This is a genomic window from Streptomyces sp. NPDC041124 (genome assembly GCF_055592385.1).
In genome coordinates this window covers 367,226-391,914 of sequence record NZ_JBVIYR010000007.1, presented here as the reverse complement: position 1 = coordinate 391,914, position 24,689 = coordinate 367,226, and the positions used below count along the sequence as shown (strand labels likewise).

Here is a 24,689-nt window from a genome sequence, read left to right as displayed (position 1 = left end):
CCATCCTTCGATACGCAGGCGGTCAAGGTGCGGCGGAAGGGATTCGAACCCTCAAGCCCGATCAAGGGCCACAGATCCTAAGTCTGCTGCGTCGCCACTGCGCCACCGCCGCCAGCGTCTGTCATGGTACCGGGGGCCGCGCGCTCCCGAGGGCCTCCCCTGCACCACGTGCTCGTAATCGCGTGGCAGTTGGGACACAGCAATCGCAGATTCTCGCGCCGGTCGTCGCTCCAGTCTCCGTTAATGTGGTCGACTTCCAACGTCATGGGCCTGCCGAGCCAGTTCGGGGCGGTCCCGCACTTGGCGCACCGTTCTGGTACGCCGATCTCCTGGAGCGCTCGACGTAGCTGGTGAGTCCTCGTGCGTCGATGGCCGCCGTGTCGGACGAGGATGTCGTCGGCGGACTTGGCCGGGTTCGGGCTCGCCTTTCCGCGCTGGTGAGCCTGGCCCAGGAAGTGGGCCACCGATAGACCTTCCTCGGCGACCCATCGTCGCACCATGGCGCGCTGTCCGCCGTTGTCGGGCCGGCCCAAGCGGCGAAGCAGTCCCGCCACCGATGCGGACTCCGCGACCGCTGTGCGCAGCACATCGCTCGTGGGCCGTGGCAGCCGCCTCCGGAGGTCGAAATGGGAAATATCGATCCCGAAATGGGCGAAGCGTCTGACGAGGTAGTGATCGAGCTGTGGATAGGGCTGAGTGCCGAGGAAGGTGATGACCTCCTTGATGTCGCAGCACTTCTCGGCTGCGTCGGCCAGTCGCTCGCGGGTGTACCGCATGCCGCTGGTCACGAGAGGCGCCCCTTACGGCGACCCCGGTAACTGTCGGTTGTGAAATGGCAGTTGGGGCAGAGGAGGCGCAGGTTTCTGGTCCGATTGTTGCGCCAGTCGCCATCGATGTGATCGACCTCCAGCGGGAGCGGTTGTCCCTGCCACACCGCTTCGGTGTGGCACTGGGCGCAGCGCTCCAGCACTCCGTGCTTGAGCATGGCTCGTTTGAGGCGGCCGCTGGCAACACGCCGGGCGGTGGCGGGGTCTTCCTGCGCGCTGAGCAGCTCTTGTGGCCTGCCGCGTCGGCCGGGCGCCTGGAAGTGTGACGTGTCGATGCCGTGAGCCTTGATCCTGCGGCTGATGTGCGTGTGGTGCCCGCCGACCAGGTCGAGCCCGAGATGGCGCAGCACCTCGTACATGTTCGACGAAGCCGACACAGCGGCTTGGAGGGATGCCCTCGTCCACTTAGTGCCGTCGCGCTCGAAGTGAGAGGTGTCGACACCAAGCTTCTTCATCCGCTCCCTGATGTAGGACCGTGTCGAACTCCTCGGATCCACCCCCATCCGCACCAACGCCTCCGTCAGTGTCCGTGCCCCCCGGGCCGCCTCTTCCAGTCGCTCCTTGGTGTAAGCGCTGGTCACCATCGGATCCCCTCCGTCTCCCGCCCACCCGTTCGTGGCGTCGTACGGAGTAACGAACCGGATATCGGACGGTTACGTGCGGAAAGCGGAGCGGCCCGTACCGGTGAGGGCGTGGTGCGGGCCGCTGCAGGGGGAGGGCGGGTCAGATGCCGAGGTCCTTGATGATCTTGGCTACGTGGCCGGCCGCGCGGACGTTGTAGAAGGCGTGTTCGACCTTGCCCTGTTCGTCGACGACGATCGTGGAGCGGATGACGCCCATGTAGGTCTTGCCGTAGTTCTTCTTCTCGCCGTAGACGGCGTAGGCGTCGAGGGCCTGCTTGTCGGGGTCGGAGAGGAGGGTGACCTTGAGGGACTCCTTCTCGCGGAACTTCGCGAGCTTCTCCGGCTTGTCGGGGGAGATGCCGATGACGTCGTAGCCGGCGCCGGCGAGCAGCTCGAGGTTGTCGGTGAAGTCGCAGGCCTGCTTGGTGCAGCCGGGGGTGAGGGCGGACGGGTAGAAGTAGACGATGACCTTGCGGCCCTTGTGGTCGGCCAGGGACACCTCGTTGCCGTCGGCGTCGGGCAGGGTGAAGGCGGGGGCTTCGTCCCCGGGCTGGAGGCGTTCGCTCATAGGTCTGGGTCTCCTCGTACGTGCGCGCTGGGTGGATCGGGTGCCGGGATCGAGGGTAACCGGGGGTCCTGACAGTGCGGGGCGGCGTGGAGCTGACAGACTGTCCGGCACAGGTATCAGTGGATTTCGGAGGCGACACGGTGGCGGACACGGCGGACACCAGAACCCCGGCGCAGATCGAGGCGGACATCGAGCGCCGTCGTGCGGTGCTGGCCGAGACCCTGGACGAGATCGGGGTGCGGGTGCACCCGAAGACGATCATGGGGGACGCGAAGGCGAGGGTCGTGTCCAACGTGGACCACACGCTGGGCCGGGCGTATGTGCGGGTCAATGGTGTGGTGAGTGAGGTGAAGGGCCAGTTCGTGGACGCGGAGGGTTCGCCGCGGCTGGAGCGGGTCGTGCCGGTGGCGGTGCTGCTGGTGGGGGTCGTGGGGCTGTTGGCCGTGGGGTCGCGTCGGCGGGGTGCGCCTGCCCGGCGTCGGCGGCGGTGACCCCTCCCGGGCAGGTCGGCGGCTGAGGCAGGTAGGTTTCAGGACGTGAGCGCCAAGAGACACGAGCAGGGTTCCCAGGACGACAAGCTGCCCATTCGGATGCTGCACGATCGCGTGCTGGTGCGGCAGGACACGAGTGAGGGTGAGCGGCGTTCGGGGGGCGGCATTCTGATTCCCGCGACGGCGGCGGTGGGGCGTCGGCTGGCCTGGGCCGAGGTGGTCGCGGTGGGGCAGAACGTGCGGACGGTGGAGCCGGGTGACCGGGTGCTGTTCGATCCGGAGGACCGGGCGGAGGTCGAGGTGCGCGGGACGGCGTACGTGCTGATGCGGGAGCGTGATCTGCACGCGGTGGCCGCGGACCGTTTCGAGGGTTCCGAGGATTCGACGGGCCTGTACCTGTAGTTCTGCGGGGCGTAGGGGCTGGTGACCACGGTCACCGGCCCCTACGCCACGTTCTGGGCTACGGTGGGTGGACCCGTGTGGGCCCCGACGAGACGCGCCGTACCGGGGTGAAGGCAAAGACGACGCACTTCCGTTGTGGTTCGTGTTCCGGAGGTGTGGGTCGTGGCGTGGGTTCTGCTGGTGGTGGCCGGTCTGCTGGAGGTCGGCTGGGCGATCGGTCTGAAGTACACGGAGGGGTTCACCCGGCTGGTGCCGAGTGTGCTGACCGGTGCGGGGATCGTCGCGAGCATGGTGTTGCTGTCGTATGCGGCGCGTACGCTGCCGATCGGTACGGCGTACGGCGTGTGGGTGGGGATCGGTGCGGCGGGGGCCGCGGTGATGGGGATGGTGGTGCTGGGGGAGCCGGTGACCGCTGCCCGGGTCTTCTTCATCAGTCTGCTGGTGGTCGCCGTGGTGGGGTTGAAGGCGACGTCCGGGCACTGACCTCGGGGGCGCTGACCTTCGGGCGCTGGCCTCCGGGCACTGGCCGGGAGGCGTCGGGGTCATTCGTCCCGGCGGGTGTGCTGGGTGAGTGCGCCGGTGAGGCCGGCGGGCCCGGTGCGCTGGTCGTCGCCGTTGCTGTCGCTGGGGCCGGTGTCGCTGCCGGTGTCCGTGCCGCCGTCGGTGGTTGCGCCGTCGCCGCCGGTGGTGCCGCTGTCGCTCCGGCCGTCGCCGGGTGTCTCCCGGGTGGGCGTACCGGTGTCGTCCGGGGTGCCGGCGGTGTCCTCGTCGTCGGGTGTGCCGCTGTCGCGGTCGGTGGGGCGGTCGGAGGAGGTGGGGCCGTCGCTGGAGTCGGAGGGGGGCGGCTGGCTCTCGAAGGCGCCGGGCTGCATGCGGAGGTTGAAGGCCTGGACGGGCCGGCCTTCGAGGGCGTCGCGGGTGTACTGGCCCCAGATCTCGGCGGGTGCGCCGCCTCCGTTGATGCGGGGCAGGCCCATGGCGCCGTAGAGGGATTTGTGGCCGGCGGTGACGGGGTCCTGGCCCATGACGGCGACGACGGTGGCGAGGTCGGGGGTGTAGCCGGCGAACCAGGCGGCGGTGTCCTCCTCGGCGGTGCCGGTCTTGCCGGCGGCGGGGCGGCCGGCGGTCTGGGCGGCGGTGGCGGTGCCGTTCTGGACGACTCCGCGCAGGACGGCGGTGGTGGTGTCGGCGGCCTGGCGGCTGACGGCCTGGCGGGTGCGGCGTTCGGGCAGGTCGACGGTCTTGCCGCCGCGGGTGACCTTTTCGAGGAGGGTGTAGCCGCTGTTCTTGCCGTGGTTGGCGAGGGTGGCGTAGGCCTCGGCCATGTCGAGGACGCTGGCGGTGGCGACGCCGAGGGCGATGGAGGGTCCGGCGTCGTCGAGGCTGGGGGTGTCCTCGGACAGTCCGAGGGCGATGGCGGTGTCGCGGACCTTGTCGGGGCCGACGTCGACGGCCATCTGGGCGTAGACGGCGTTGACGGATTTGTCGGTGGCTTCGCGGACGGTGATGTCGCCGTAGTCGCGGTGGTCCTCGTTCTCGGGGGCGTAGCGGTCGCCGGGCCAGCCCTGGACGGGGCGTTCGCTGGTGCCGTCGTAGACGGTGGTGGGGGTGATGCGGCGGCCGTCCTGGGTGCGGGACTTGTTCTCGACGGCGGCGGTGAGGACGAACGGTTTGAAGGAGGAGCCGGTCTGGAAGTCCCGCCGGGTGGCGTTGGGGGTGTACTGCTTGACGTAGTCGATGCCGTTGTACAGGGCGACGACCTTGCCGGTCTTGGGTTCGACGGAGGCTCCGCCGGCGCGGACGTAGGTGTCGACCTTGCGGTTCTCCTGGTCGAGGCGGTTCATGAGTTTGTCGTTGACGGCGTCGACGAAGGCGTCCTGCTTGTCCTTGTGGAGGGTGGTGGTGATGCGGTAGCCGCCGGTGTCGAGGGTGTCCTCGTCGACGATGTCGTTGTCGGTGAGGTACTTCTCGACGACGTCGACGATGTAGCCGCGCTGGCCGGACATGCCGGTGGAGTGGGTGGTCTCCTTGGGGGTGGGGAACTTCATGCCGGCGCGTTCGGTCTCGGTGAGCCAGCCTTCGTCGACCATGCCGTCCAGGACGTAGTTCCAGCGGTTCTCGACGGCCTGCCGGTTCTCGGGGTGGGTGATGACGTCGTACTGGCTGGGGGCGTTGAGGAGGGAGGCGAGGTAGGCGGCGCGGCCGGCGTCGAGTTCGGAGGCGTCCATGTCGTAGTAGGCGTGGGCGGCGGCCTGGATGCCGTAGGCGCCGCGGCCGAAGAAGCTGGTGTTGAGGTAGCCCTCGAGGATGTCGTCCTTGGTCTGGTTGCGGTCGAGTTTGATGGCGATGAAGAACTCCTTGACCTTGCGGGTGACGGTCTGTTCCTGCCGCAGGTAGTAGTTCTTCACGTACTGCTGGGTGATGGTGGAGCCGGACTGTTTGCCCTTGCCGGTGGCGGTGTTCCAGGCGGCGCGGATCATGGCCTGGGGGTCGACGGCGGACTCGCTGTAGAAGTCGCGGTCCTCGGCGGCGAGGATGGCGTGCTGGGCGTCCTCGGAGATCTGGCCGAGGGTGACGTTCTCCCGGTTGACGTCGCCGTCGCGGGCGATGACGGAGCCGTCGGCGTAGAGGTAGACGTTGGCCTGCTGGGTGGCGAGGGCGTTGGCGGCGGGGATCTGTACGAGGTGGTAGCCGAGGAAGAAGCCGCCGATGACGAGGACGGCGGTGACGAGTGTGGCGGCGAGGACCGTGCGCCAGGTGGGGACGTAGCGGCGCCATCCGGTGCGTGGGGGTCTGTTTCCCTTCGTGCCTTCGGGGGCGTCGGCCGCCTGGGGCTCTTTCGGTGCCCAGCCCTTTTCGGGCTGTCGCGGCTGCGGCTCGTCGCTCATGTCGTGCACGGACTCCTGTTTCGCCTCGTTCGTTCCTGTACGCCTGATGCGTCCCCCTTATTCAAGACTGTCGCATCCGGTGGCGCGTCCTGTGGCCGCGGCGCGCGTCGTGCACACTTGCGGCTTCTCACACGCATGGCCCTCTGGCGTGTTGTCACACCTGCGGGTGTGCGGGAAATGGCGTGGCCGGGGGGCCGGGGCGCGCACTAGGCTCCTGCGCTTCGGTGCGGGGCGCGGGGCGCGGGAGGAGGGGCGGGGTGGGTTCGTGGCGGGTGTACGTGGCTGTGGCGGTGGGGGGTTTCCGGCGGTACGCGACGTATCGGGTGGCGACCGCGGCGGGGGTGTTCACGAACACGGTGTTCGGGCTGATCCTGGTGTACACGTACCTGGCGCTGTGGGAGGCCCGGCCGGGTCTGGGCGGGTACGACCAGGCGCAGGCGGTCACGTATGTGTGGCTGGGGCAGGCGCTGTTCGCGATGCTGGCGTTCCAGGGCGGCGGGTTCGAGGTCGAACTGATGGAACGCATCCGTACGGGTGAGATCGCGGTGGATCTGTACCGGCCGGTCGATCTCCAGTGGTGGTGGCTGGCGAACGACGTGGGGCGGGCGGTGTTCCAGCTCCTGGGCAGGGGGGTGGTGCCGTTCGTCTTCGGGGCGCTGTTCTTCCCCACGGCGTTGCCGGGGGAGGTCGCGGTGTGGGGGGCGTTCCTGGTGGCGCTGGTGCTGGCGCTGGTGGTGAGTTTCGCGATCCGCTATCTGTTCGCGATGAGTGCGTTCTGGCTGCTGGACGGGCAGGGGGTGGCGCAGGCGCTGATGGTGACGGGGGTGTTCTGCTCGGGTATGACGCTGCCGTTGAACGCGTTTCCGGGTGCGCTGGGTGATGTGGTGCGGGTGCTGCCGTGGGCGGCGCAGCTGCAGGTGCCGGCGGATGTGCTGATGGGGGAGTCGGCTCCGGTGGGCGCGTACGTCTTCCAGGCGGCGTGGGCGGTGGCGTTGCTGGCGGTGGGCCGGCTGGTGCAGTCGGCGGCGACGCGGCGGGTGGTGGTGCAGGGTGGCTGAGGCGGGGGTGCGGGGGGTGTCCCGTGCGGTGGAGGGGGTGCGGGCGTACGGGCTGATCGCGGGGATGTGGATCCGGTCGACGATGGCCTACCGTGCCTCGTTCGTCCTGACGGTGGCCGGCAATCTGCTGCTGACGGGGCTGGACTTCGTGACGATCCTGCTGATGTTCTCGCAGGTCGACGCGCTCGGCGGGTGGACGCTGGCGGAGGTGGCGCTGTTGTACGGGTTGTCGGTGACGGCGTTCGGGATCGCCCAGCTGGCGTTCGGGTCGGTGGCGTCGCTGGGGGGCCGGGTGCGGGACGGTTCGTTCGACACGCTGCTGGTGCGGCCGGTGCCGGTGCTGGCGCAGGTCGCCGCGGACCGTTTCGCGCTGCGCCGGGTGGGCCGGGCCCTGCAGGGTGTGGTGGTGCTGGGCTGGGCGCTGGTGGCGGTCGACGTCGACTGGACGGTGGGGAGGGTGCTGCTGGTGCCGGTGACGGTGGTGTGCGGTGCGGTGATCTTCTCGTCGTTGTTCGTGGCGGGCGGTGCCTTCCAGTTCCTGGCGCAGGACGCGGCCGAGGTGCAGAACGCGTTCACGTACGGGGGGACGACGTTGCTGCAGTATCCGCCGACGGTGTTCGGCCGGGACCTGGTGCGGGGGGTGACGTTCGTGCTGCCGCTGGCCTTCGTCAACTGGGTTCCCGCCGCGTATCTGCTGGGGCGTCCGTATCCGCTGGGGCTGCCGGACGGGGCGGCGTTCGCGGGGCCGCTGGTGGCGGTGGTGTGCGCCCTGCCGGCGGCGGCGGTGTGGCGGCTGGGTCTGAGGTCGTATCGGAGCACGGGGAGTTAGGGCGGGTCGTGGTGGAGGCGTTCATCGAACTGGAGCGGGTCGAGAAGGTTTTCGAGGTGCGCAGGAAGGCCGGGTTGTGGAAGCGGGAGCGCCGGCAGGTGCGGGCCGTGGACGCGTTGTCGTTCACGGTGGCGCGGGGGGAGATGGTCGGCTACATCGGGCCGAACGGTGCGGGCAAGTCGACGACGATCAAGATGCTGACGGGGATCCTGACGCCCAGCGGGGGGCGGCTGCGGGTGGCGGGGATCGATCCGTCGCGGGAGCGGACGCGGCTCGCTCACCGCATGGGGGTGGTGTTCGGGCAGCGTACGACGCTGTGGTGGGACCTGCCGTTGATCGATTCGTACAAGCTGATGCACCGCATGTACCGGATCCCGGACGCCCGTTACCGGGAGAACCTGGACCGGCTGGTGGAACTCCTGGACCTGGCCGAGTTGTTGGAGGTGCCGGTGCGGCAGCTTTCGCTCGGTCAGCGGATGCGCGGCGACATCGCGGCGGCGCTGCTGCACGATCCGGAGGTGCTGTACCTGGACGAGCCGACCATCGGTCTGGACGTGGTCTCCAAGACGAAGGTGCGGGACTTCCTGCGGCGGTTGAACGCCGAGCGGGCCACGACGGTGCTGCTGACCACGCACGATCTGCAGGACATCGAGCAGTTGTGTTCGCGGGTGATGGTCATCGACCACGGCCGGATGGTGTACGACGGTGCGCTCGCCGGGCTGCACGAGGCGGGGGAGAGCGAGCGGACGCTGGTGGTGGACATGGAGCGGGAACTGCCGCCGGTCGAGGCGCCGGCGCCCGCGCGGGTGGTGCGGGTGGAAGGGCCGCGTCAGTGGCTGGCGTTCCCGGCGTCGGAGCCGGCGGCGGGACTGGTGGCGCGGATCGTGGCGGAGTATCCGGTGGTGGACCTGTCGGTGCGGGAGCCCGACATCGAGGCGGTGATCGCGAAGATGTACGCCGACCGGACGGACCGGGCCGTTCCGTGACCGTCCTCGCGGTCCTCGTAGCCGTGTGACGGAGACAACTCGTAGGCTGCTGTGTATGACCGACGACGCAGCCGCACCGGACCTCCGCGCCTCCGACGCCGACCGTGAACGGGTCGCCGACATCCTGCGGGACGCCCTCGCGGAGGGCCGTCTCGACATGGAGGAGTTCGGGGAGCGGCTGGACGCGACGTACCAGGCGCGCACCTACGGGGAACTGGCGCCGATCACCCGTGATCTGCCGGGCCACGGCACGACGCCGGTGCCCGCGGTGTCCCTGACGAAGGACGCGGAGCCGGGCGGCGGCTGGGGCGGGCGGATCGTCGGCGCGAGTGACGCGGGGACGTCGTCGTCGTGGGCGGTGGCCGTGATGTCGGGCTTCCAGCGCAAGGGCCGCTGGACGGCCCCGCGGCGCTTCAACTGCTTCGCCTTCTGGGGCGGCGGGGAGATCGATCTGCGGGAGGCGTACTTCGAGGACCGCGAGATCGTGATCAACGCGGTGGCGATCATGGGCGGGGTGGACGTCATCGTGCCGCCCGGTGTCGAGGTCGTGGTGCGCGGTGTCGGCATCATGGGCGGCTTCGACCACCGTGAGGAGGGCGTACCGGGCGAGCCGGGCGCGCCGAGGGTGATCGTCACGGGCCTGGCCTTCTGGGGCGGCGTGGGCGTCCAGCGCAAGCTCCTCCGCTCGGAGAAGCAGCGTCTGCGCGAGGAGCGCCGCCGGGAGAGACTGGAGCGCAAGCAGGAACGCCGCCGGGAGGTGGAGTCCTCCGTGCAGGACCACATGGACCGGTACAACGACCTGATCAGGAAGCGCCACCCGCACCACCACGAGGACCACTGAGCAGTTCAGCCCCTCCGCTCCCTTCAGCCCCTCCGCTCCTTTCAGCCCCTCCGCTCCCTTCAGCCCCTCCGCTCCTTTCAGCCCCTCCGCTCCCTTCAGCCCCTCCGGCGTTTGAGGAGCGGGGGTCCGGGGGCAGCGCCCCCGGGACGGGACGGGAAGGGGCGGCGGGGGCGAAACAACCTCCCCCCCCGGGTGGCCGGGCTGCTCACAGCTCCGCCGGCACCCCACCCTCCAGCACATCCAGATCGAACTCCTTCGCCATCCGCACGAACCCCCGGTCACTGGGGTGCAGATGATCACCGGAGTCGTAGACCCCCCGCAGCCGCCCCGGATCGTACGGATCCCGCACCGCCCCGTCGAAGTCCACGACCGCGTCGAACACACCCCCCGACCGGATCTCCGCGTTGATCCGCTGCCGCACGGCCTCCCGCGCCTCCGTGTACCCCCGGTGCCCCCGGAACGGCATCAGCGTCGCCCCGACCACCCTCACCCCCCGTGCGTGGGCCCGCCGCACCAGCGTCTCCAGGCCCGCCACGATCGGCTCCGGATCGGCGGCTCCCGGCGTCCGCAGGATGTCGTTGATCCCGAGCACGACCACCACGGCGCGGACGTTCGCCCGCCCCAGCACGTCCCGTTCGAACCGGCGCAGCCCGCTGGGGTTCTCGGCCGGCCTGCCCAGCCCGTCGGCGAGCACCCGGTTCCCGCTGATGCCCGCGTTGACGACGCTGTGGCGCGGCACGTCCCGCCCGGCGGCGACCGCGGCGCGCAGCCGGTCGGACAGCACGTCCGGCCAGCGTGTGTTCGCCCCGGTCGTGGAGGTGACCCCGTCGGTCAGTGAGTCCCCGAGGACGACGACGGTCCCGTCCGCCTCGTTGCTCAGCACGTCCAGCGCGGTCGCGTACCGCCAGACCTTGCTGCGCCCGGTGTAGGCCGCGCCGGTGGTGTCCCGGGTGTGCTCGCCCGCGGCGACGTAGGAGATCTGGCGGGCGTGCCGGTGGTAGGTCACGGGTCCGGACTCGACGGGGGAGTACGTCGTGATGAGCACGTCCCCGTCGTGCGGCACGGCGATGCGGACCGCGTCGCTCGTCGCCTCACCGCCGGGCGGGATGACGACCGAAGGGTGTCCGGCGAAGGTGAGCGGCCGCATGGTGGAGGCGAGGGCCGCCGCCGTGTCGGGGTCGGCGGAGACGGCGACGGAGGCGTGGGTGACGGTGAGCGGTGACTGTCCGTAGAGGTTGGAGAGGGTGACGCGGGCGCCGCTGCCGCCGGCGCTGGTGTGCACGACGTTGCGCACGGAGCGGCCGGCGAGGCCGGTCAGTTCGGTGCCGGGTTCGCCGCCGACCGGGGCGGCCGCCCAGGAGGAGACCCAGGTGCCGGTGGAGACGGGGGCGGCGGGGTTGTTCAGGGCGCCACCGCCACCGCCACCGCCACCGCCGGCGACGGTGTCACGGTGCTTGGTGCCGTCGTCGGCGGCGACACCGACGTAGATGGTGGCGGAGACCGCCACGATCGCGGCGACGACGGCGGCGAGCAGGGCGCGCTGCCTGGCGGGAGGGGCCCCCGTGCCCCCGTCACGACCCCGGGTCATGCTGTGCGGTTCTCCTCGGGAGACGGGAGCCGAATGCTCCGATCTGATGAACCCATGATGTGTCACGGGCTGGGCAGGCTGAGGCGAGGGACCCTTAGGTGATCCCCCTGGACAAACCCCCTCCGGACAGACGCCGGGAACTCCTGTTCCGTTCCAGGAGTCGGTCAGGAAGGGACACTGTGTGAGGGATCACTGAACGGGTGGAGCGGATGGAACGGACTGGATCGACGCGCACGCCGGACGCATCGCAGCCGGCGGGCCCCGCGCAGCGGGACGCCGAAGGCCGAGCCGAAGCCGGAGGCCAGGACGAAGGCGGAGGCCAAGCCCAGCATGCCCGCCCCGCCGCCTTCACCAACCGCGCGATGAACACGTTCAGCCCCGCGGACGAGGAGAAGCGGCGCGGAGTGCGCCGGATGAAGCTCACCGCCACCGGCCTGCTGGTGTTCGTCGCCGTGGTCTACGTGCTGGCCAAGTGGGCCTCCCACCAGGGCGCCGGCCCCTGGGCGGGCTATGTCGCCGCCGCGGCCGAGGCCGGCATGGTCGGCGCGCTCGCCGACTGGTTCGCCGTCACCGCCCTCTTCCGCCACCCCCTCGGCCTGCCGATCCCGCACACGGCGATCATCCCCAGGAAGAAGGACCAGCTCGGCGTGTCCCTCGGGGAGTTCGTCGGGGAGAACTTCCTCTCCGAGGACGTGGTGCGCGGGCGGCTGCGCGCGGTCGGCATCGGCAGCCGGCTCGGGACCTGGCTGGCCGTGCCCGAGCACGCCGACCGGGTGACGGCCGAGCTGTCGGCGGCCCTGCGCGGCGCGCTGACCGTGCTGCGCGACTCCGACGTCCAGGCGGTGGTCGGCGAGGCCATCACCCGCCGCGCCGACGCCCAGGAGATCGCGCCCGGCATGGGCAAGATGCTGGAGCGGATCGTCGCCGACGGCGGGCACAAGCGGGCCGTCGACGTGATCGTCACCCGCGGACACGACTGGCTGGTGCTGCACAGCGACACGGTGATGGACGCCGTCCACGGCGGAGCCCCCGGCTGGACACCCAGATTCGTCGACCGCAAGGTCGGTGAGCGGGTCTACAAGGAGCTGCTGCGCTTCGTCACCGAGATGCGCGACATGCCCTCGCACCCCGCGCGCGGCGCCCTCGACCGTTTCCTCACCGACTTCGCCTCCGACCTGCAGGCCGACACCGACACCCGGGCCCGGGTCGAGCGACTCAAGAGCGAGATCCTCGGCCGCGGCGAGGTGCAGGACCTGATCGCCTCCGCCTGGACCGCCGTCCGCGCCATGATCGTGTCGGCGGCGGAGGACGAGCGCAGCGAACTGCGGCTGCGGGTGCGGGCCTCGCTGCTCTCCCTGGGCGCCCGCCTGGCGCTCGACCCGAAGATCCAGGGCAAGGTCGACGGCTGGCTGGAGAGCGCGGCGGTGTACGTGGTGACCACCTACCGCAAGGAGATCACCTCGCTGATCACGGACACGGTGGCGGGATGGGACGCCGAGCACACCACGAAGAAGATCGAGGCCAACATCGGCCGCGACCTGCAGTTCATCCGGATCAACGGCACGGTGGTCGGTTCGCTGGCCGGCCTGGTGATCTACACGGTGTCACGGGCGCTGGGAGCGTAGGACCGGCAGGAGGGCCGGGGGGCGTAACACCGCCGGTGAGGGGGCACACGAGGGACGTTCACTTTCCCGGAGGAGGACGTCCATGGCCGCAGCGCAGTCCGCGTCGGGTCGCACGATCACCACGGACATCTCAGCCCGTCTGGACCGGCTGCCGTGGTCGCGCTGGCACTGGTCCATCGTCATCGGTCTGGGCACCGTCTGGATCCTCGACGGGATGGAAGTCACGATCGTCGGCAACATCGCCGGCAGGCTGGCGGAACCCGGCAGCGGTCTGGACATCAGCTCCGGTCAGATCACCGGCATCGCCGCCGCCCTCTATGTGACCGGCGCCTGTGCGGGCGCCCTGTTCTGGGGGCGGCTGACCGACATCTACGGCCGCAAGAAGCTCTTCCTGATCACCCTCGCCGTCTATCTCGGCGCCACCGCGCTGACCGCGATCTCCTTCGACACCTGGTGGTTCTTCCTCTTCCGCTTCCTCACCGGCTTCGGCATCGGCGGTGAGTACGCGGCCATCAACTCCGCCATCGACGAGCTGATCCCGGCGAAGTACCGGGGACGCGTCGACCTGATCATCAACGGGAGCTACTGGCTGGGCGCCGTCGGCGGCGCGCTGCTGTCGATCGTCGCGCTGAACACGTCGGTCTTCCCGGCGGACGTCGGCTGGCGGCTGACCTTCGCCCTGGGCGCCGTCCTCGCCCTGGTGATCCTCCTGGTGCGGCGGCACGTCCCGGAGAGTCCGCGGTGGCTGCTGATCCACGGCCGGGAGGACGAGGCCGAAGCGATCGTCCGCGACGCCGAGAAGATGATCGAGGCGGAGAGGGGCGAGCCGCTGCCTCCCGCCGAGGGCGAGATGGTCATCCGCCAGCGCGAGCGGACCACGTTCACCGAGATCGCCCACACGGTCTTCGCCAAGTACCGCAAGCGGTCGGTCCTCGGCTTCTCCCTCTTCATCGGACAGGCGTTCCTCTACAACGCCATCACCTTCGGCTACGGCGCGATCCTCACCCAGTTCTTCGACGTCCCGTCCGGGAACACCGGCTACTACTTCGCCGTCATCGCGATCGGCAACTTCCTCGGCCCGCTGCTGCTCGGCCGCCTGTTCGACACGGTGGGGCGGCGGATCATGATCTCCGGGACGTATCTGGTCTCGGGTGTGCTGCTGTTCGCCACGGCCTGGCTGTTCGACCAGGGTTCGCTGAGCGCGACCACGATGACGGCCTGCTGGTGCGCGGTCCTGTTCTTCGCGTCGGCCGGCGCGTCCAGCGCCTACCTCACGGTCTCGGAGATCTTCCCGATGGAGACCCGGGCCATGTCCATCGCCTTCTTCTACGCCATCGGCACCGCCGCGGGCGGCATCAGCGGCCCGCTGATCTTCGCCGAGCTCACCGGCTCCGGCAAGGTGCCCGACGCGGTCCTCGCCTTCCAGATCGGCGCGGGTCTGATGTGCGCGGCGGGCGTCGTGGCCGCGTTCCTCGCCGTGAACGCGGAACGCCGTTCCCTGGAGCACATCGCGACCCCGCTGTCGGCGGCCGAGGTGCGGAAGGAGCCGGCGGAGAAGTGAGGGGCCCGCGGGAAGGCGCTGCCGGACCCGCGCAAGCACGTCGCGTCGTCAGGGGCGTCCGAGTGTGGTCGCCGGGCGTCATGCCGTGCCGCGGCACGGCCGTTGCGTCCCGGCTCTGACGTCCCGGCTCCGACGGGACGTCAGAGCGGGCTGGGGCTCTCAGGGCCCCGGCCCGCTCCGCCCTCACCCCCGCCGGTCGGCCACCGCCCATGACGTGAGCGCCACGGCGCCCGCCACCCCGAACACCGCCGGCCACGCGCCGACCTTCTTCGCCAGCGGGTGCGACCCCGCGAACGCGGCGACGTACGCGGCCGACAGCACGCCCGCGGTCACCCCGCCGGCCCGCTCCCGCCACTCCCGCGCGGCAGCGACCCCGGCGACGGCGAGAACCACCCCGCCCAGCTCCCGCTTCCGCGTCCACCGGGCCGCGCCGTACCCGCCGACGAGCCCTCCGGCCGCCATCACCGCACCGGGAACCTTCGCCATGCCGTCCGCCTCCTGCCACTGCGCCGACGCCGATCGGCGCCGGCGTCTGCCGGACTCCGAGGCTAACGCGGGGGCCGGAACCCCCCGCGACCAGGCCCGGAACACGCCCACCCCACCCAGGGTGAGTCAGGTGTTGTCAACTTTCCTCCCCGTGAGCTATATACATAAGTGACCCCGTAAGGGCATCGCGCAGATGACACCGCTGAAAGGAGCGCCCTGTGATGCTCATGCGTACCGACCCCTTCCGCGAACTCGACCGTTTCGCGCAGCAGGTCTTCGGTCCGGCGTCCGCCGCCCGCCCGTCGGCGATGCCGATGGACGCCTACCGGGCAGGGGACGACTTCGTCGTCCACTTCGACCTCCCCGGCATCGATCCCGAGTCGATCGAGCTCGACGTCGAGCGCAACGTCCTCAACGTCCGGGCGGAGCGCCGCTCGCCGGCCCCCGAGGGCGCGGAACCGGTGGTCGCCGAGCGCCCCACTGGCACCTTCACCCGCCAGCTCTTCCTCGGCGAGACCCTGGACACCGAGCGCATCGACGCCTCCTACGAGGCCGGCGTCCTGACCCTGCGCATCCCGGTGGCCGAGCAGGCCAAGCCGCGCCGCATCCACATCACCGGCGGCGACAGCCGCAAGCAGATCAGCGGCTGACACAGCACCCGAGGCGTCCCGCGGGCGACCCGGCGGCAAGAGCGTCGCCGGTCACCCGCGGGACGCACCCCCGTGCCCGTCCGTCCCCGGGTGGGCGACCAGGCCCCGCAGAAGGAGAGGAGCCCGCACATGACCACCCTGACCCCGGACCGCCCCGCCGTCACCGGACCGGACTCGACGCTCCCGCCGCCGCGGCCCGTCACGGACCCCGCCGGCCGGGGCCGTTACGACGGCTGGCGTGAACTGGTCGACGCGGTCCGGGAGTCCGGCCAGTACCCGACGAGGGCGGAGGCCGAGAGCGTCACCCGCGTCGTCCTGTCCGCCCTCGGCGGCCACGTGGTCGGCGACGAACGCGTCGACCTGGCCCGCGCCCTGCCCGAGGAGGCGGCGCGCGTGATCGCGGCGCAGGTCCCGGCGACCCGCGCACTGACGGCGGCGGAATTCGTCGACTCGGTGGCGCGCCGCGTCGAGGGCGCGTCCCCGGCCACGGCCCGCTGGGACGTCAGCTCCGTCCTGAGCGTCCTGCCCGCCCTCGTCGGCGACGCCCTGGTGACCCGCGTCCTGGCCCAACTGCCCCCGGGCTACGCCCTCCTCTTCGGCCGGGCGGAACTCACCCCGGTGGGCTGACCACCGCCCTCGGGCCCGGCCTCGGGCCCCGGCCTCATGGCCCGCTTCGGGACTCCCGCCCGTCCTGGCCCAACTGCCCCCGGGTTACGCCCTCCTCTTCGGCCGGGCGGAACTCACCCCGGTGGGCTGACCACCGCCTTCAGGGCCCCGGCTCCGGCGCCCGACCTCGGGGCTCCCGCCGGGCCCCATCCCCGGTACTCGTGTCCGCTGCCTCGGCCTCGGCGCCGGTGTCCGTGTCCGTGTCCGCTGCCTCGGCCTCGGCGCCGGTGTCCGTGTCCGCTGCTTCGGCCTCGGCGCCGGTGTCCGTGTCCGCCGCTTCGCCCCCGCCCGCCGCGGCCCGCGCCCGCCGCTCCGAGATCCAGCCCGCCGAGACGGCCGACGCCACGGCGGCGAGGGCGAAGCCCGCCAGGCCCGGGTTGACGTATCCGGGCACGTCACCGTTGTCGTAGCTCCCGCCGTCGCTCGTCTCGCACACGAATCCGAGCGGTACGAAGCCCACCCGGTAGTCGGTGATCTCCACCCCGGCGGCGGCCCGCTCCTCCCACCCCGCCGTACGGCAGGACCGGACCGGAGACGAGTCCGTCCCCCCGTCCTCCGCCTCCACCACCGCGCCGAAGACGGCCAGCAGCCCACAGGCGTAGAGGGCCGCCGCGCCGGCGGCGGACAGCGCCGCGAGCCCCCGGAGCGCGGCATGACGCTCCTTCAGCCCCGACAGCCCGTCGGCCACGGCCCCGACGCCGTACCCCACCAGTCGGAAGAAGGCCCCGACCAGAACCAGCAGGAACAGCGGAGCCAGAAACCACACGACGGGCCTCCCGGGCACGGAGATCGAATCCGCACAGTTCACCAGCCCCATCCACGCCCGACTGTGGCGGAAGCCACAGTTCCGGCAACGGCCGGGTCACAAGACCTCCCCCGCGGACCGCAAATCGTTCGACCGCCCACCACTCCGTGCGCGATCCTGTGAGCCCGCACGCCTCCAACCCGGCCCGCACGGAGGACCATTGAACCCCACCATCCGCCACATCACCATCGACTGCACCGGCGACCCGTACGACCTCGCCCTGTTCTGGAGCGCGCTGCTCGGCAGGCCGCCGGCCGACGACGACAAGCCGGGCGACCCGGAGGCCCTGATCGCGGACCCCCAGGGAGGCCCCGCCCTGCTGTTCGTCCGGGTCGGCGAGGGCAAGGCCGCCAAGAACCGCCTCCACCTCGACCTGTGGCCGACGGGCCGTACCCGCGCCCAGGAGGTCGCCCGCGCCCTCGAACTCGGCGCCCGGCAAATCGCCGACCACACCCGTCCCGACGGCACGGGCTGGGTCACCCTGGCCGACCCCGAGGGCAACGAGTTCTGCATCGAGCGGGGCGAGCTGCACTGACACCTGCGGGACCGCCGCCCGGGAGCGTACGCTCGTACACATGGCGACGGACCACTTCGCGGACGACCCCCGCACCCACCTCGAACGGATGCTCGCAGGCGACCTCTACATCGCCGACGACCCCGAGATCGCCCGCCGGCTGCGGCAGGCCATGCGGCTCACGGCCCGCTACCAGGCCGCGTACCTGGAGGACCCCGCCGATGCCCGGGCGATCCTCGTCGAGCTGCTCGCCTCCGCCGGTGAGGACATCGACGTCCGCCCGCCGCTCCACGTCGACTACGGCAGCAACATCAGCATCGGCGCCCGTACCTTCGTCAACTACAACCTCACCGCGCTGGACGTCGCACGGATCACCATCGGCGAGGACTGCCAGATCGGCCCGAACGTCCAACTCCTCACCCCCACCCACCCCGTGGAGCCGGAGCCCCGCCGCGCCAAACTGGAGGCGGCCCGGCCCATCACCCTCGGGGACAACGTCTGGCTCGGCGGCGGAGTCATCGTCTGCCCCGGCGTGAGCATCGGCGACGACTCCGTCATCGGCGCCGGCGCGGTCGTCACCAGGGACATTCCCGCCGGTGTCGTGGCCGTGGGCAACCCCGCCCGCCCGGTCCGCACCCTCTGACGGCGCGGCGACCGCACCCATGGCCACCGGACACACCGATCCCCGGCGCCGCGACCGCATCCTCGCCGCCACCCTCGACCTGATCGCCGAGGAAGGCGTCGCCGGCGTCTCCCACCGCAAGATCGCCGCCCGCGCCCAGGTCCCCCTGGGCTCGATGACGTACCACTTCGCCGGCATCGACGACGTACTGCTGGAGGCGTTCACCCGCTATTCGGACCACGTGGTGACCCTCTTCGAGCGGCACCTCTCCGCCGCCACCACCCCAGACGAAGCCCGCGAGGCCGTCACCGACCTCATCCACACCCTGTCGGAGAACGCCCGCCGCGACCTGATCCTCACCCAGGAGCTCTACACCCTGGCGGCCCGCCACGACCCCTACCGCGCCCTCTGCAGGCGCTGGATGCGGCGCAGCCGCGACCTCCTGGAACACCACTTCCCGCCCCCCACCGCCCGTCAACTCGACGCGCTCATCGAGGGCCTGACCCTGCACCGCGCCCTGGACGACGCGCCACCCGGCCGGGACCTGACCCGGGAGGCGGTCCGGCGCATCACCGCGGCCCCGTAGCCCGGCGGGCGGATGCCGGACCACCGCCCGGCACGGCGGCCGGCGGTCCGGCACCTGACCCGAGGGAGCGTCAGCCCGCCCAGACCTCGGCCTCGTCGGCCGGGACGGTCGTGGCGAGACCCAGTTCCTTGCGAGCGGCGACCGACGCGTTCGGGTCGATGCCGGTGAACGCCGGGTCGTAGGCGGTGTAGAACGCGTCGGCGTCGGCCGCCTCAGCGGCCTTCTTCCAGTCCCCGGCCGCCTTCGCCAGCGTCGAGCGGAGCTTGCCGACCTCGGCGCCGTCGATGCCGCCCAGGCCCTTCACGTGCGCGTCGAGGGCGGCCGCGACGGCCTTGGCCTGCGCCTTGTAGCCGGCCAGGTCCTCCTCGACGGTCTCCTTCTCGGGCTGGTTCGCCCACAGGGCCTCGTACAGGGCGTTCGAACCCTTGAGGTACGTGGCCTGCTCGGGCTTGAGGGACTTCGCGGACTCCAGCGAGCCGCTGACGGTGCTGGTCTCCGCCGTGTACGTGCAGCTCACCGCACGGTCCCCGGTCGCCCAGCTCTCCGCCGTGGGGGTGTAGTAGAAGAGGGCGACGCCCTTGGGGAGCGCCCAGGTGTCCGGGGCGTACTTCTGCGCCTCGACCATGCAGCGGGTGTCCGCGATCGCCGAGATCCCGTCCTCGCCGGGGTACTCCTTGCCCTCGTCGATCGCGAACTCGCCGACGACCTGGCCCTTGTGCGCCTCGTCGCACGGCACGACCTCGACGGTGTACGCCGTCCCCTCGGCCTTGCCGTTCGGGTTGTAGCAGTCGCCGATGTCCAGCGAGTACACCGAGCGCTGGCGGGCCACCTTCTTCGCGCCGTCCTTGGCGCTCTCCGTGAGGTCGGAGCATCCCACCGCGCCGATCGCGAGCAGGGCGACAACAGCGGATATCCCACGAAGGGAACGGGGCGGGCCGACGATAGCCATGGCGCGTACATCCTCTTATGTGATCTTTATAAAGGCGCGCGCATCGTATGCCATCCCGGTGACCCGCCGGCGCGAGGGGTACGAGGGGATGCGAGGGCCCTCATCCCGTCGCACCTCCTACGACCCCCGACCGGCCGCGAGGGTTGTATCCGCCTTGCTCGCGGGTGACGGCGCACCCGGCCACCGCCACGGGGGCGCTGGGCCCCCAACACTCCCCGGCGTGCGCAGTAGTTCTCCTTCGACCGCCGCCCACTAGGACAGAATCCGTCCTCTTTCCCTTCTAGCGTGGTGTTCACCGACGGAGCAGTACTACCGGAAGGCAATAACCATGAACGTCGACGAACTGACCACCCCCGGATCGGCCGAGACCCCCACCGTGACCGGCGAGCGCGCCGACCTCCTGGAGGTACTGGCGAAGCACCGGCACTTCCTGCGCTTCACCACCCGCGACCTGACCGACGAGCAGGCCGGCCTGCGGACCACCGCGAGCGCGCTGTGCCTGGGCGGCCTGATCAAGCACGTCACCGCCGTGGAGCGGGGCTGGGCGGACTTCATCGTGGAGGGCCCCTCGGCGATGGGCGACTTCGCGGACAAGACCGAGGCCGACCAGGCGCGCTGGGCCGACGCCTTCCGCATGCTGCCGGGCGAGACGCTGGCCGGCGTCCTGGCCGACTACGCCGAGGTGGCCCGCCGCACCGACGACCTGGTCGCCACCCTGCCCGACCTCGACGCTGCCTGGCCCCTGCCGAAGGCCCCCTGGTTCGAGCCCGGCGCCCGCTGGTCGGCCCGCAGGGTCCTGATGCACATCGTCGCCGAGACCGCCCAGCACGCCGGCCACGCCGACATCATCCGGGAGTCCCTGGACGGCGCGAAGAGCATGGGATGAGCGGAGGCGGGGGGCAGGGACGCGGCAAAGCCGACTCCAGGCCCGAGCTGGATGCCGGGGCCTGTCCGGCCCGCCCCCCGTGGCCGCGAGTCCCTCACGATCTCCGTCCGGCCCAACAGCGAACACGTTAGCGGCGGCCACTGACATCGACGGCGGGACCGGGGTCCGGTGCTCGCGTCACGGCCGGGCGGCGGCCGCGACCGCGGCGGCCGTCACCAGCGGATCGCGAGCCGCGCGGCCGAGGAGGCCGGCGAGGTCGGGCCCGGTGCCGTCCAGGAATCCGTGCCGGACGCCCGTGGCGATCGAGGTGAGCATCGGCGGCTGGAACGGCAGCAGCCCCGGCGTCCCGAGGAGCCTGCGCCGGTACTCTCCCAGGCCGATGGGCCGATGCGGCACACCGAGTTCGCCGGCCACCTGACCGGCCGTGACCGGAGGCCCGACGAGGTCGTACACCCGCCCGTCATGCGGCCCGGGATCCGACGCCACCACCGCAGCGGCCTCGGCCAGGTCCCCTCGGCGGACCGCGGCCAGCGCACCGTCCCCGAACGCGGACTCCACACCGTCACCGGCCCACATCAACAGGCCGCCGAACAGTTCGGCGTACAGGCCGTTGCGCAGGATCGTCCACGACATCCCGCCCGCCCGCACCAGACGCTCGGTCGCCCGGTGGGCCAGAGCGAACCCGAGGTGGTCGCCGGCCGTGGTCAGACTCGTGTAGACGACGTGGCCGACGCCGTCTCGGACGGCGGCGTCCAGGACCGCCGCGTGCCGGGCGACGACCACGTCGTCCTCGGCATAACCGGCCGAGACGAGCACCAGAGTCGACACACCGGTCAGGTCGAGGCCCGCGCGGTCGTCGAAGTCCAGACGCCGCACCCCCTCACCTGGCGTGCGGCTGCCGCCCACCGCGACGGCACCGCGGGCGCGCAGCGCCGCGAGAACGGCCGAGCCGAGGTTTCCGTTCGCTCCGGTCACCAGAATCATGATCAGTCGCAGTCTTCCGTCGTGGTTCCCGTCAGTACCTACGCTTGATCGTCGACCGCACGCCCACCGGCCACAAGAAGGCAGTCCGATGTCACCCACGCACACCGCGGTAACCACCGACCCCGCCGAACTCGACCCGTGCGGCCGCCAGGACCACCCCGACTGCGGAATCCGCGACGTCCTCGACCGCATCGGCGACAAGTGGTCGGTGCTCGTGATCGTCGAACTGGCCGGCGGGCCACGCCGCTTCCGGGAACTCCAGCGCGCCATCGACGGCATCTCCCAGCGGATGCTCACCCTCACCGTCCGCAGACTCGAACGCGACGGCCTCGTCCTGCGCACCGTGTACCCGACCGTCCCCGCCCAGGTCGACTACCGCCTCACCGACACCGGCACCGACCTGACCCACCTGGTCAAGTCCCTCGCCGACTGGTCCCTCGCCCACCGCACCACCATCGCCGAGGCCCGCCACGCCTACGACCAAGCCCACCCGGGGCACGACATCCGCTGACGCGGGTAGCTCTCGCCGTCGCCTGCTCGGCAACCGCCAGATGCCCACGACCGGCGTCAGAACTCCGCCATCCGCTCGACCGGCGTCGGCGTCTCCTTCCCCACCACCATCCACCTGGTCTCCGACATGCGCACTCCGGTCACCCGAGGTGGAGCGTCCCCACGAAGGGAGCCCAGGCCTCCTGGCCCACCGTGATCACAGCACCCTCCACATCCTTGGAGTCGCGGATCCGGATCCCGTCGTCGCCAAACGCGCACTCCACGCACTCGCCTCCGGCGCCGTTGCTGTACGACGACCTGAACCAAGCCGGAGGACGTCCGGTCGGTGCCGTGGTGCTCACTGCGAGTACTCCTTCACGACGGACTTGATGAGCTGGGCGGAGCGCTGAGGACTGAGCGCCGCTGCGCGCAGCCCGTCGAACGCCCTCGTGTATTCCCTGACATGGTGCTCGCCCTCCAGGTAGACGGCATCCGTGATGCCGTCCCGGTACACCAGGTCCGGGTCCTCCGGTGCCGGGAACCCGAGCATGGTGAAGGAACCCGTGACCGGGTAGGTGCCCGAGTCGAAGGGCAGTACTTGCAACGTGACACCGGGCAAGGCGGCCGAGTCGAGGACCCGCTCGAGTTGCTCGCGCATCACCTCCCGATCGCCGATGACATTGCGCACGGCGGCCTCGTTCACGACGAACCAGGCTTCGGGAGCGTCGGGCCGTGTCAGCATCGCCTGACGCTCCAACCGCACACGCACGGCCCTGTCGATGTCCTCGGCCGACATGTGGGCACCCGTCGTGTGCAACTCCCGTGCGTACGACGTGGTCTGCATGAGGCCCGGCAGTACCTCGCACTGGTACTGGCGGAGTGTGGAGGCGTCCTGTTCCAGGCCGATGTAGATGTTGAACCACTCGGGCACGCCCGCGCCGTGCACCTGCCACCAACCGCGCGTCTTGGCTTGTCGGGCGAGTGACTTCAGGAACTCGCGCAGCTCGTCGCTCGTGACGTAGAACCGGCAGAGCGCGTCGATGTCCGACGGTTGGACCCGGCCACTGCCCGTCTCCATGCGGTTGACCTTGGAGCCGCTCCAGTCGAGCGCCTGTCCCACTTGGGCGCAGGTCAGTGCGCTCTGTTCCCGGAGCTTCTTCAGCTCGATCGACAGACGCCGACGGCGTGCCGTCGGTGAACCGGCCATGTCGCTCTCCTCAACCACCCGCCATGTAACGAAGGTTCAGTCTCGTGCCAAGGGTGCTGCTTGCCAATCACACGGAAGTGGGAATCCCGCCGTGCACATTGCACGACGGGATGCGCCGGCTCCATGCTTACTCCCGTCGCGACGCAGAGTGAACGGTCGTGACGCTCCGCGGCACGGGGTCCGGAGCAGGCGGACACCATGGGGAGAGGCACGTGAGTCAGTCGGCGCACATGGCGCGAAAGGCGTGGGACGTGGAGTTCACTGCCCATCCCGAAGAAGTAGGCACCCTGAGACACCTGGTGCAGCAACGTCTCGGCGACTGGGGCCTGGACGAGATCGTCGACACCGCCCAACTGTGTGTCAGTGAAATCGTGTCGAACGTCGTCACCCACGTCGGACCCGGCACCCCGGGCGCGCTCTCGCTCTCGCTGACCGGCACGCATCTGCGCATCGAGGTCCAGGACCCGGACACGCGAGCCCTGCCCACCCTCGTCGCGGCGGAGGCCGACGCCGAGGGCGGGCGAGGAATGGCCCTCGTCGAGGCTCTCACCGACCGCTGGGGCGTCCAACTCCGCGCAGACCGCAAGGTGACGTGGTGCGAGCTCGTCACCACGCCGGTGGTGCAAGAGCGGCGCTCAAGCGCGGAGCGAGTGCAGCGAGCAGCCAGGGTGCTCGACTCTTACGGTCAACGCACGCTTTCCAATCCGTCGCGACGGAGCCGGGTCGGCGTCCTAGCGGCAGAAGCAACGGTCATTGACGTCATCTCTGACCTGCTGCACTGGCTTCACGAGCACGGACATGATGCGGACGAGGTCCTCAATCATGCTCAGGCCTATTTCGAGGCAGAGTTGGACGCAGCCCGCATCTCTAGCTGAGGGTTAGCCCGCGGCCACCGCCTTGGCGTACGTGAGCACGTCAGCCGGAAGCGGGTGCTACAACGTCCAGGTGATGGCCATGGACCTGCTGCCTTCGTGCTTCGCATCCTGCTGCGCGAGGCCCTCCGCCGGGCCGAGGCGGGAGCCGGGGGCCGAGCGCAGCCGTCATGGACTCGTTGTCGGTGAAGGCGGACGCGGCGGTCACCCTTGCTTCACGGGGATACGACGCGGGGAAAAGAGCAGCGGGCGCAAGCGCCACCTGCTCACCGACACCCTCGGACTCTGCTGGCCGTGGCTGTCACACCGGCCTCCATGACCGACCGGGACGCGGCCAGCATCGTGCTGCCAGCAGTAAAGAAGCACTTCCGACGGCTGGCGCGGGTCTGTGTCTACGGTAGTTGCACCGGCCACCTCACCGACTGGACCGCGGCTCGGACTCGTCCTCGACATTGTGCGCCGCAGCGACGGCGTCCAGGGTTTCAAGCTCCTGACCCGCCGTTGGGTCGTCGAGAAATCCTTCGCCTGGCTCTTGCGCAGCCGGCGCCTGGTCCCTGACTACGAGCGACGCACCGACACCAGCGAGAGCGTCGTCCTGTAGTCGAACTGCGTGGACGCGCTCCCCAGCGGTGAGGTCTGGAGGACCTGGTGCACAGTGCGCGAGACACGGCCGGAAAGTACGTGCG

The 24,689-nt window shown here is 70.7% G+C and carries 28 protein-coding genes, 1 tRNA gene and 1 riboswitch; of the genes, 17 read left to right on the top strand and 12 right to left on the bottom strand.

Features of this window, described 5'->3' with window-relative positions; translation table 11 throughout:
* Positions 1-28: 28 nt before the first annotated feature.
* The 4 genes from ACZ6A9_RS21405 to bcp all read right to left on the bottom strand — a co-directional run bounded on the left by ACZ6A9_RS21405 (position 29) and on the right by bcp (position 2,018).
* A tRNA-Leu gene (locus tag ACZ6A9_RS21405) sits at positions 29-112 on the bottom strand.
* Complete coding sequence (locus ACZ6A9_RS21400) at positions 78-776, bottom strand: HNH endonuclease (RefSeq protein WP_468987824.1); 699 nt, start codon at positions 774-776, stop codon at positions 78-80. Before ACZ6A9_RS21400 ends, ACZ6A9_RS21405 begins: the two co-directional genes overlap by 35 nt.
* An 8-nt stretch (positions 777-784) precedes the next feature.
* Positions 785-1,411, bottom strand: a complete 627-nt coding sequence (locus tag ACZ6A9_RS21395) for an HNH endonuclease signature motif containing protein (RefSeq protein ID WP_468987667.1) — start codon at positions 1,409-1,411, stop codon at positions 785-787.
* 139 nt (positions 1,412-1,550) lie between these two features.
* Complete coding sequence (gene bcp / locus ACZ6A9_RS21390) at positions 1,551-2,018, bottom strand: thioredoxin-dependent thiol peroxidase (protein ID WP_468987666.1); 468 nt, start codon at positions 2,016-2,018, stop codon at positions 1,551-1,553.
* 140 nt (positions 2,019-2,158) lie between these two features.
* Between bcp and ACZ6A9_RS21385 the strand changes: the two genes are divergently transcribed.
* From ACZ6A9_RS21385 to sugE, 3 genes are all read left to right on the top strand, one after another.
* Complete coding sequence (locus tag ACZ6A9_RS21385; RefSeq protein ID WP_468987665.1) at positions 2,159-2,509, top strand: DUF3618 domain-containing protein; 351 nt, start codon at positions 2,159-2,161, stop codon at positions 2,507-2,509.
* Between the two features lie 99 nt (positions 2,510-2,608).
* Positions 2,609-2,911: a GroES family chaperonin gene (locus ACZ6A9_RS21380; protein WP_199293027.1), complete on the top strand. Its 303-nt coding sequence runs from the start codon at positions 2,609-2,611 to the stop codon at positions 2,909-2,911.
* A gap of 67 nt (positions 2,912-2,978) precedes the next feature.
* A riboswitch (guanidine-III (ykkC-III) riboswitch) is annotated at positions 2,979-3,040 on the top strand.
* Positions 3,041-3,073: 33 nt separating this feature from the next.
* Complete coding sequence (sugE, locus tag ACZ6A9_RS21375; RefSeq protein WP_468987663.1) at positions 3,074-3,394, top strand: quaternary ammonium compound efflux SMR transporter SugE; 321 nt, start codon at positions 3,074-3,076, stop codon at positions 3,392-3,394.
* Between the two features lie 59 nt (positions 3,395-3,453).
* On the opposite strand, the gene ACZ6A9_RS21370 is transcribed toward sugE, so the two are convergent.
* Positions 3,454-5,799: a transglycosylase domain-containing protein gene (locus tag ACZ6A9_RS21370; protein ID WP_468987662.1), complete on the bottom strand. Its 2,346-nt coding sequence runs from the start codon at positions 5,797-5,799 to the stop codon at positions 3,454-3,456.
* A gap of 272 nt (positions 5,800-6,071) precedes the next feature.
* On the opposite strand from ACZ6A9_RS21370, the gene ACZ6A9_RS21365 reads away from it, so the two are divergent.
* From ACZ6A9_RS21365 to ACZ6A9_RS21350, 4 genes are all read left to right on the top strand, one after another.
* Complete coding sequence (locus tag ACZ6A9_RS21365; protein ID WP_468987822.1) at positions 6,072-6,857, top strand: ABC transporter permease; 786 nt, start codon at positions 6,072-6,074, stop codon at positions 6,855-6,857.
* 64 nt (positions 6,858-6,921) lie between these two features.
* Positions 6,922-7,686, top strand: coding sequence for an ABC transporter permease (locus ACZ6A9_RS21360; RefSeq protein WP_468987820.1), 765 nt, complete (start codon positions 6,922-6,924; stop codon positions 7,684-7,686).
* Positions 7,644-8,672: an ABC transporter ATP-binding protein gene (locus ACZ6A9_RS21355; protein WP_468987660.1), complete on the top strand. Its 1,029-nt coding sequence runs from the start codon at positions 7,644-7,646 to the stop codon at positions 8,670-8,672. The genes ACZ6A9_RS21360 and ACZ6A9_RS21355 overlap by 43 nt, the downstream gene beginning before the upstream one ends.
* Positions 8,673-8,727: 55 nt before the next feature.
* Positions 8,728-9,513, top strand: a complete 786-nt coding sequence (locus ACZ6A9_RS21350; RefSeq protein WP_468987658.1) for a DUF1707 SHOCT-like domain-containing protein — start codon at positions 8,728-8,730, stop codon at positions 9,511-9,513.
* A 205-nt stretch (positions 9,514-9,718) separates the two neighbouring features.
* Here the strand turns inward: ACZ6A9_RS21350 and ACZ6A9_RS21345 are convergent, their stop codons facing one another.
* Positions 9,719-11,101, bottom strand: coding sequence for an SGNH/GDSL hydrolase family protein (locus ACZ6A9_RS21345; RefSeq protein ID WP_468987656.1), 1,383 nt, complete (start codon positions 11,099-11,101; stop codon positions 9,719-9,721).
* A gap of 209 nt (positions 11,102-11,310) precedes the next feature.
* Between ACZ6A9_RS21345 and ACZ6A9_RS21340 the strand changes: the two genes are divergently transcribed.
* Both ACZ6A9_RS21340 and ACZ6A9_RS21335 read left to right on the top strand, forming a co-directional pair.
* Positions 11,311-12,726 carry a DUF445 domain-containing protein gene (locus ACZ6A9_RS21340; RefSeq protein WP_468987654.1) on the top strand — a complete coding sequence of 472 codons (1,416 nt, stop codon included), beginning with the start codon at positions 11,311-11,313 and terminating at the stop codon, positions 12,724-12,726.
* An 82-nt stretch (positions 12,727-12,808) separates the two neighbouring features.
* A complete protein-coding gene (locus tag ACZ6A9_RS21335; RefSeq protein WP_468987653.1) occupies positions 12,809-14,287 on the top strand; it encodes an MFS transporter in 1,479 nt (492 codons plus the stop codon).
* A 183-nt stretch (positions 14,288-14,470) separates the two neighbouring features.
* Here ACZ6A9_RS21335 and ACZ6A9_RS21330 read toward each other — a convergent pair whose 3' ends face one another.
* Entirely contained in the window at positions 14,471-14,773 is a 303-nt protein-coding gene (locus ACZ6A9_RS21330) for a hypothetical protein (RefSeq protein ID WP_228966637.1), read from the bottom strand.
* A 221-nt stretch (positions 14,774-14,994) separates the two neighbouring features.
* Between ACZ6A9_RS21330 and ACZ6A9_RS21325 the strand changes: the two genes are divergently transcribed.
* Complete coding sequence (locus ACZ6A9_RS21325; RefSeq protein WP_468987651.1) at positions 14,995-15,423, top strand: Hsp20/alpha crystallin family protein; 429 nt, start codon at positions 14,995-14,997, stop codon at positions 15,421-15,423.
* Between the two features lie 129 nt (positions 15,424-15,552).
* Positions 15,553-16,050 (top strand): DUF2267 domain-containing protein, encoded by a 498-nt coding sequence (locus tag ACZ6A9_RS21320; RefSeq protein ID WP_468987650.1) that lies wholly within the window; start codon positions 15,553-15,555, stop codon positions 16,048-16,050.
* Between the two features lie 139 nt (positions 16,051-16,189).
* Here ACZ6A9_RS21320 and ACZ6A9_RS21315 read toward each other — a convergent pair whose 3' ends face one another.
* Positions 16,190-16,855, bottom strand: coding sequence for a hypothetical protein (locus tag ACZ6A9_RS21315; protein WP_468987648.1), 666 nt, complete (start codon positions 16,853-16,855; stop codon positions 16,190-16,192).
* 199 nt (positions 16,856-17,054) lie between these two features.
* On the opposite strand from ACZ6A9_RS21315, the gene ACZ6A9_RS21310 reads away from it, so the two are divergent.
* From ACZ6A9_RS21310 to ACZ6A9_RS21300, 3 genes are read left to right on the top strand one after another with little or no spacing between them, the layout of a single operon-like run.
* Positions 17,055-17,429 (top strand): VOC family protein, encoded by a 375-nt coding sequence (locus ACZ6A9_RS21310; protein ID WP_468987646.1) that lies wholly within the window; start codon positions 17,055-17,057, stop codon positions 17,427-17,429.
* A 40-nt stretch (positions 17,430-17,469) separates the two neighbouring features.
* Positions 17,470-18,051: a sugar O-acetyltransferase gene (locus tag ACZ6A9_RS21305; protein ID WP_468987644.1), complete on the top strand. Its 582-nt coding sequence runs from the start codon at positions 17,470-17,472 to the stop codon at positions 18,049-18,051.
* A gap of 19 nt (positions 18,052-18,070) precedes the next feature.
* Positions 18,071-18,616 (top strand): TetR/AcrR family transcriptional regulator, encoded by a 546-nt coding sequence (locus ACZ6A9_RS21300; protein WP_468987642.1) that lies wholly within the window; start codon positions 18,071-18,073, stop codon positions 18,614-18,616.
* Between the two features lie 70 nt (positions 18,617-18,686).
* Here ACZ6A9_RS21300 and ACZ6A9_RS21295 read toward each other — a convergent pair whose 3' ends face one another.
* Positions 18,687-19,565 (bottom strand): septum formation family protein, encoded by an 879-nt coding sequence (locus ACZ6A9_RS21295; protein ID WP_468987640.1) that lies wholly within the window; start codon positions 19,563-19,565, stop codon positions 18,687-18,689.
* Between the two features lie 328 nt (positions 19,566-19,893).
* Between ACZ6A9_RS21295 and ACZ6A9_RS21290 the strand changes: the two genes are divergently transcribed.
* The gene (locus ACZ6A9_RS21290; RefSeq protein WP_468987639.1) at positions 19,894-20,451 is read left to right on the top strand and encodes a DinB family protein; all 558 of its coding nucleotides are present in this window, start codon (positions 19,894-19,896) and stop codon (positions 20,449-20,451) included.
* A gap of 177 nt (positions 20,452-20,628) precedes the next feature.
* On the opposite strand, the gene ACZ6A9_RS21285 is transcribed toward ACZ6A9_RS21290, so the two are convergent.
* Complete coding sequence (locus tag ACZ6A9_RS21285) at positions 20,629-21,435, bottom strand: Rossmann-fold NAD(P)-binding domain-containing protein (protein ID WP_468987638.1); 807 nt, start codon at positions 21,433-21,435, stop codon at positions 20,629-20,631.
* A gap of 88 nt (positions 21,436-21,523) precedes the next feature.
* Between ACZ6A9_RS21285 and ACZ6A9_RS21280 the strand changes: the two genes are divergently transcribed.
* Positions 21,524-21,946: a winged helix-turn-helix transcriptional regulator gene (locus tag ACZ6A9_RS21280; RefSeq protein WP_468987636.1), complete on the top strand. Its 423-nt coding sequence runs from the start codon at positions 21,524-21,526 to the stop codon at positions 21,944-21,946.
* Between the two features lie 139 nt (positions 21,947-22,085).
* On the opposite strand, the gene ACZ6A9_RS21275 is transcribed toward ACZ6A9_RS21280, so the two are convergent.
* Positions 22,086-22,286 carry a DUF397 domain-containing protein gene (locus tag ACZ6A9_RS21275; protein ID WP_468987635.1) on the bottom strand — a complete coding sequence of 67 codons (201 nt, stop codon included), beginning with the start codon at positions 22,284-22,286 and terminating at the stop codon, positions 22,086-22,088.
* Positions 22,283-23,131, bottom strand: coding sequence for a helix-turn-helix domain-containing protein (locus tag ACZ6A9_RS21270; RefSeq protein ID WP_468987634.1), 849 nt, complete (start codon positions 23,129-23,131; stop codon positions 22,283-22,285). The genes ACZ6A9_RS21275 and ACZ6A9_RS21270 overlap by 4 nt, the downstream gene beginning before the upstream one ends.
* Positions 23,132-23,343: 212 nt before the next feature.
* Here ACZ6A9_RS21270 and ACZ6A9_RS21265 point away from each other — a divergent pair, with 212 nt between their 5' ends.
* The gene (locus ACZ6A9_RS21265) at positions 23,344-24,006 is read left to right on the top strand and encodes an ATP-binding protein (RefSeq protein WP_468987633.1); all 663 of its coding nucleotides are present in this window, start codon (positions 23,344-23,346) and stop codon (positions 24,004-24,006) included.
* Positions 24,007-24,689: the final 683 nt, after the last annotated feature.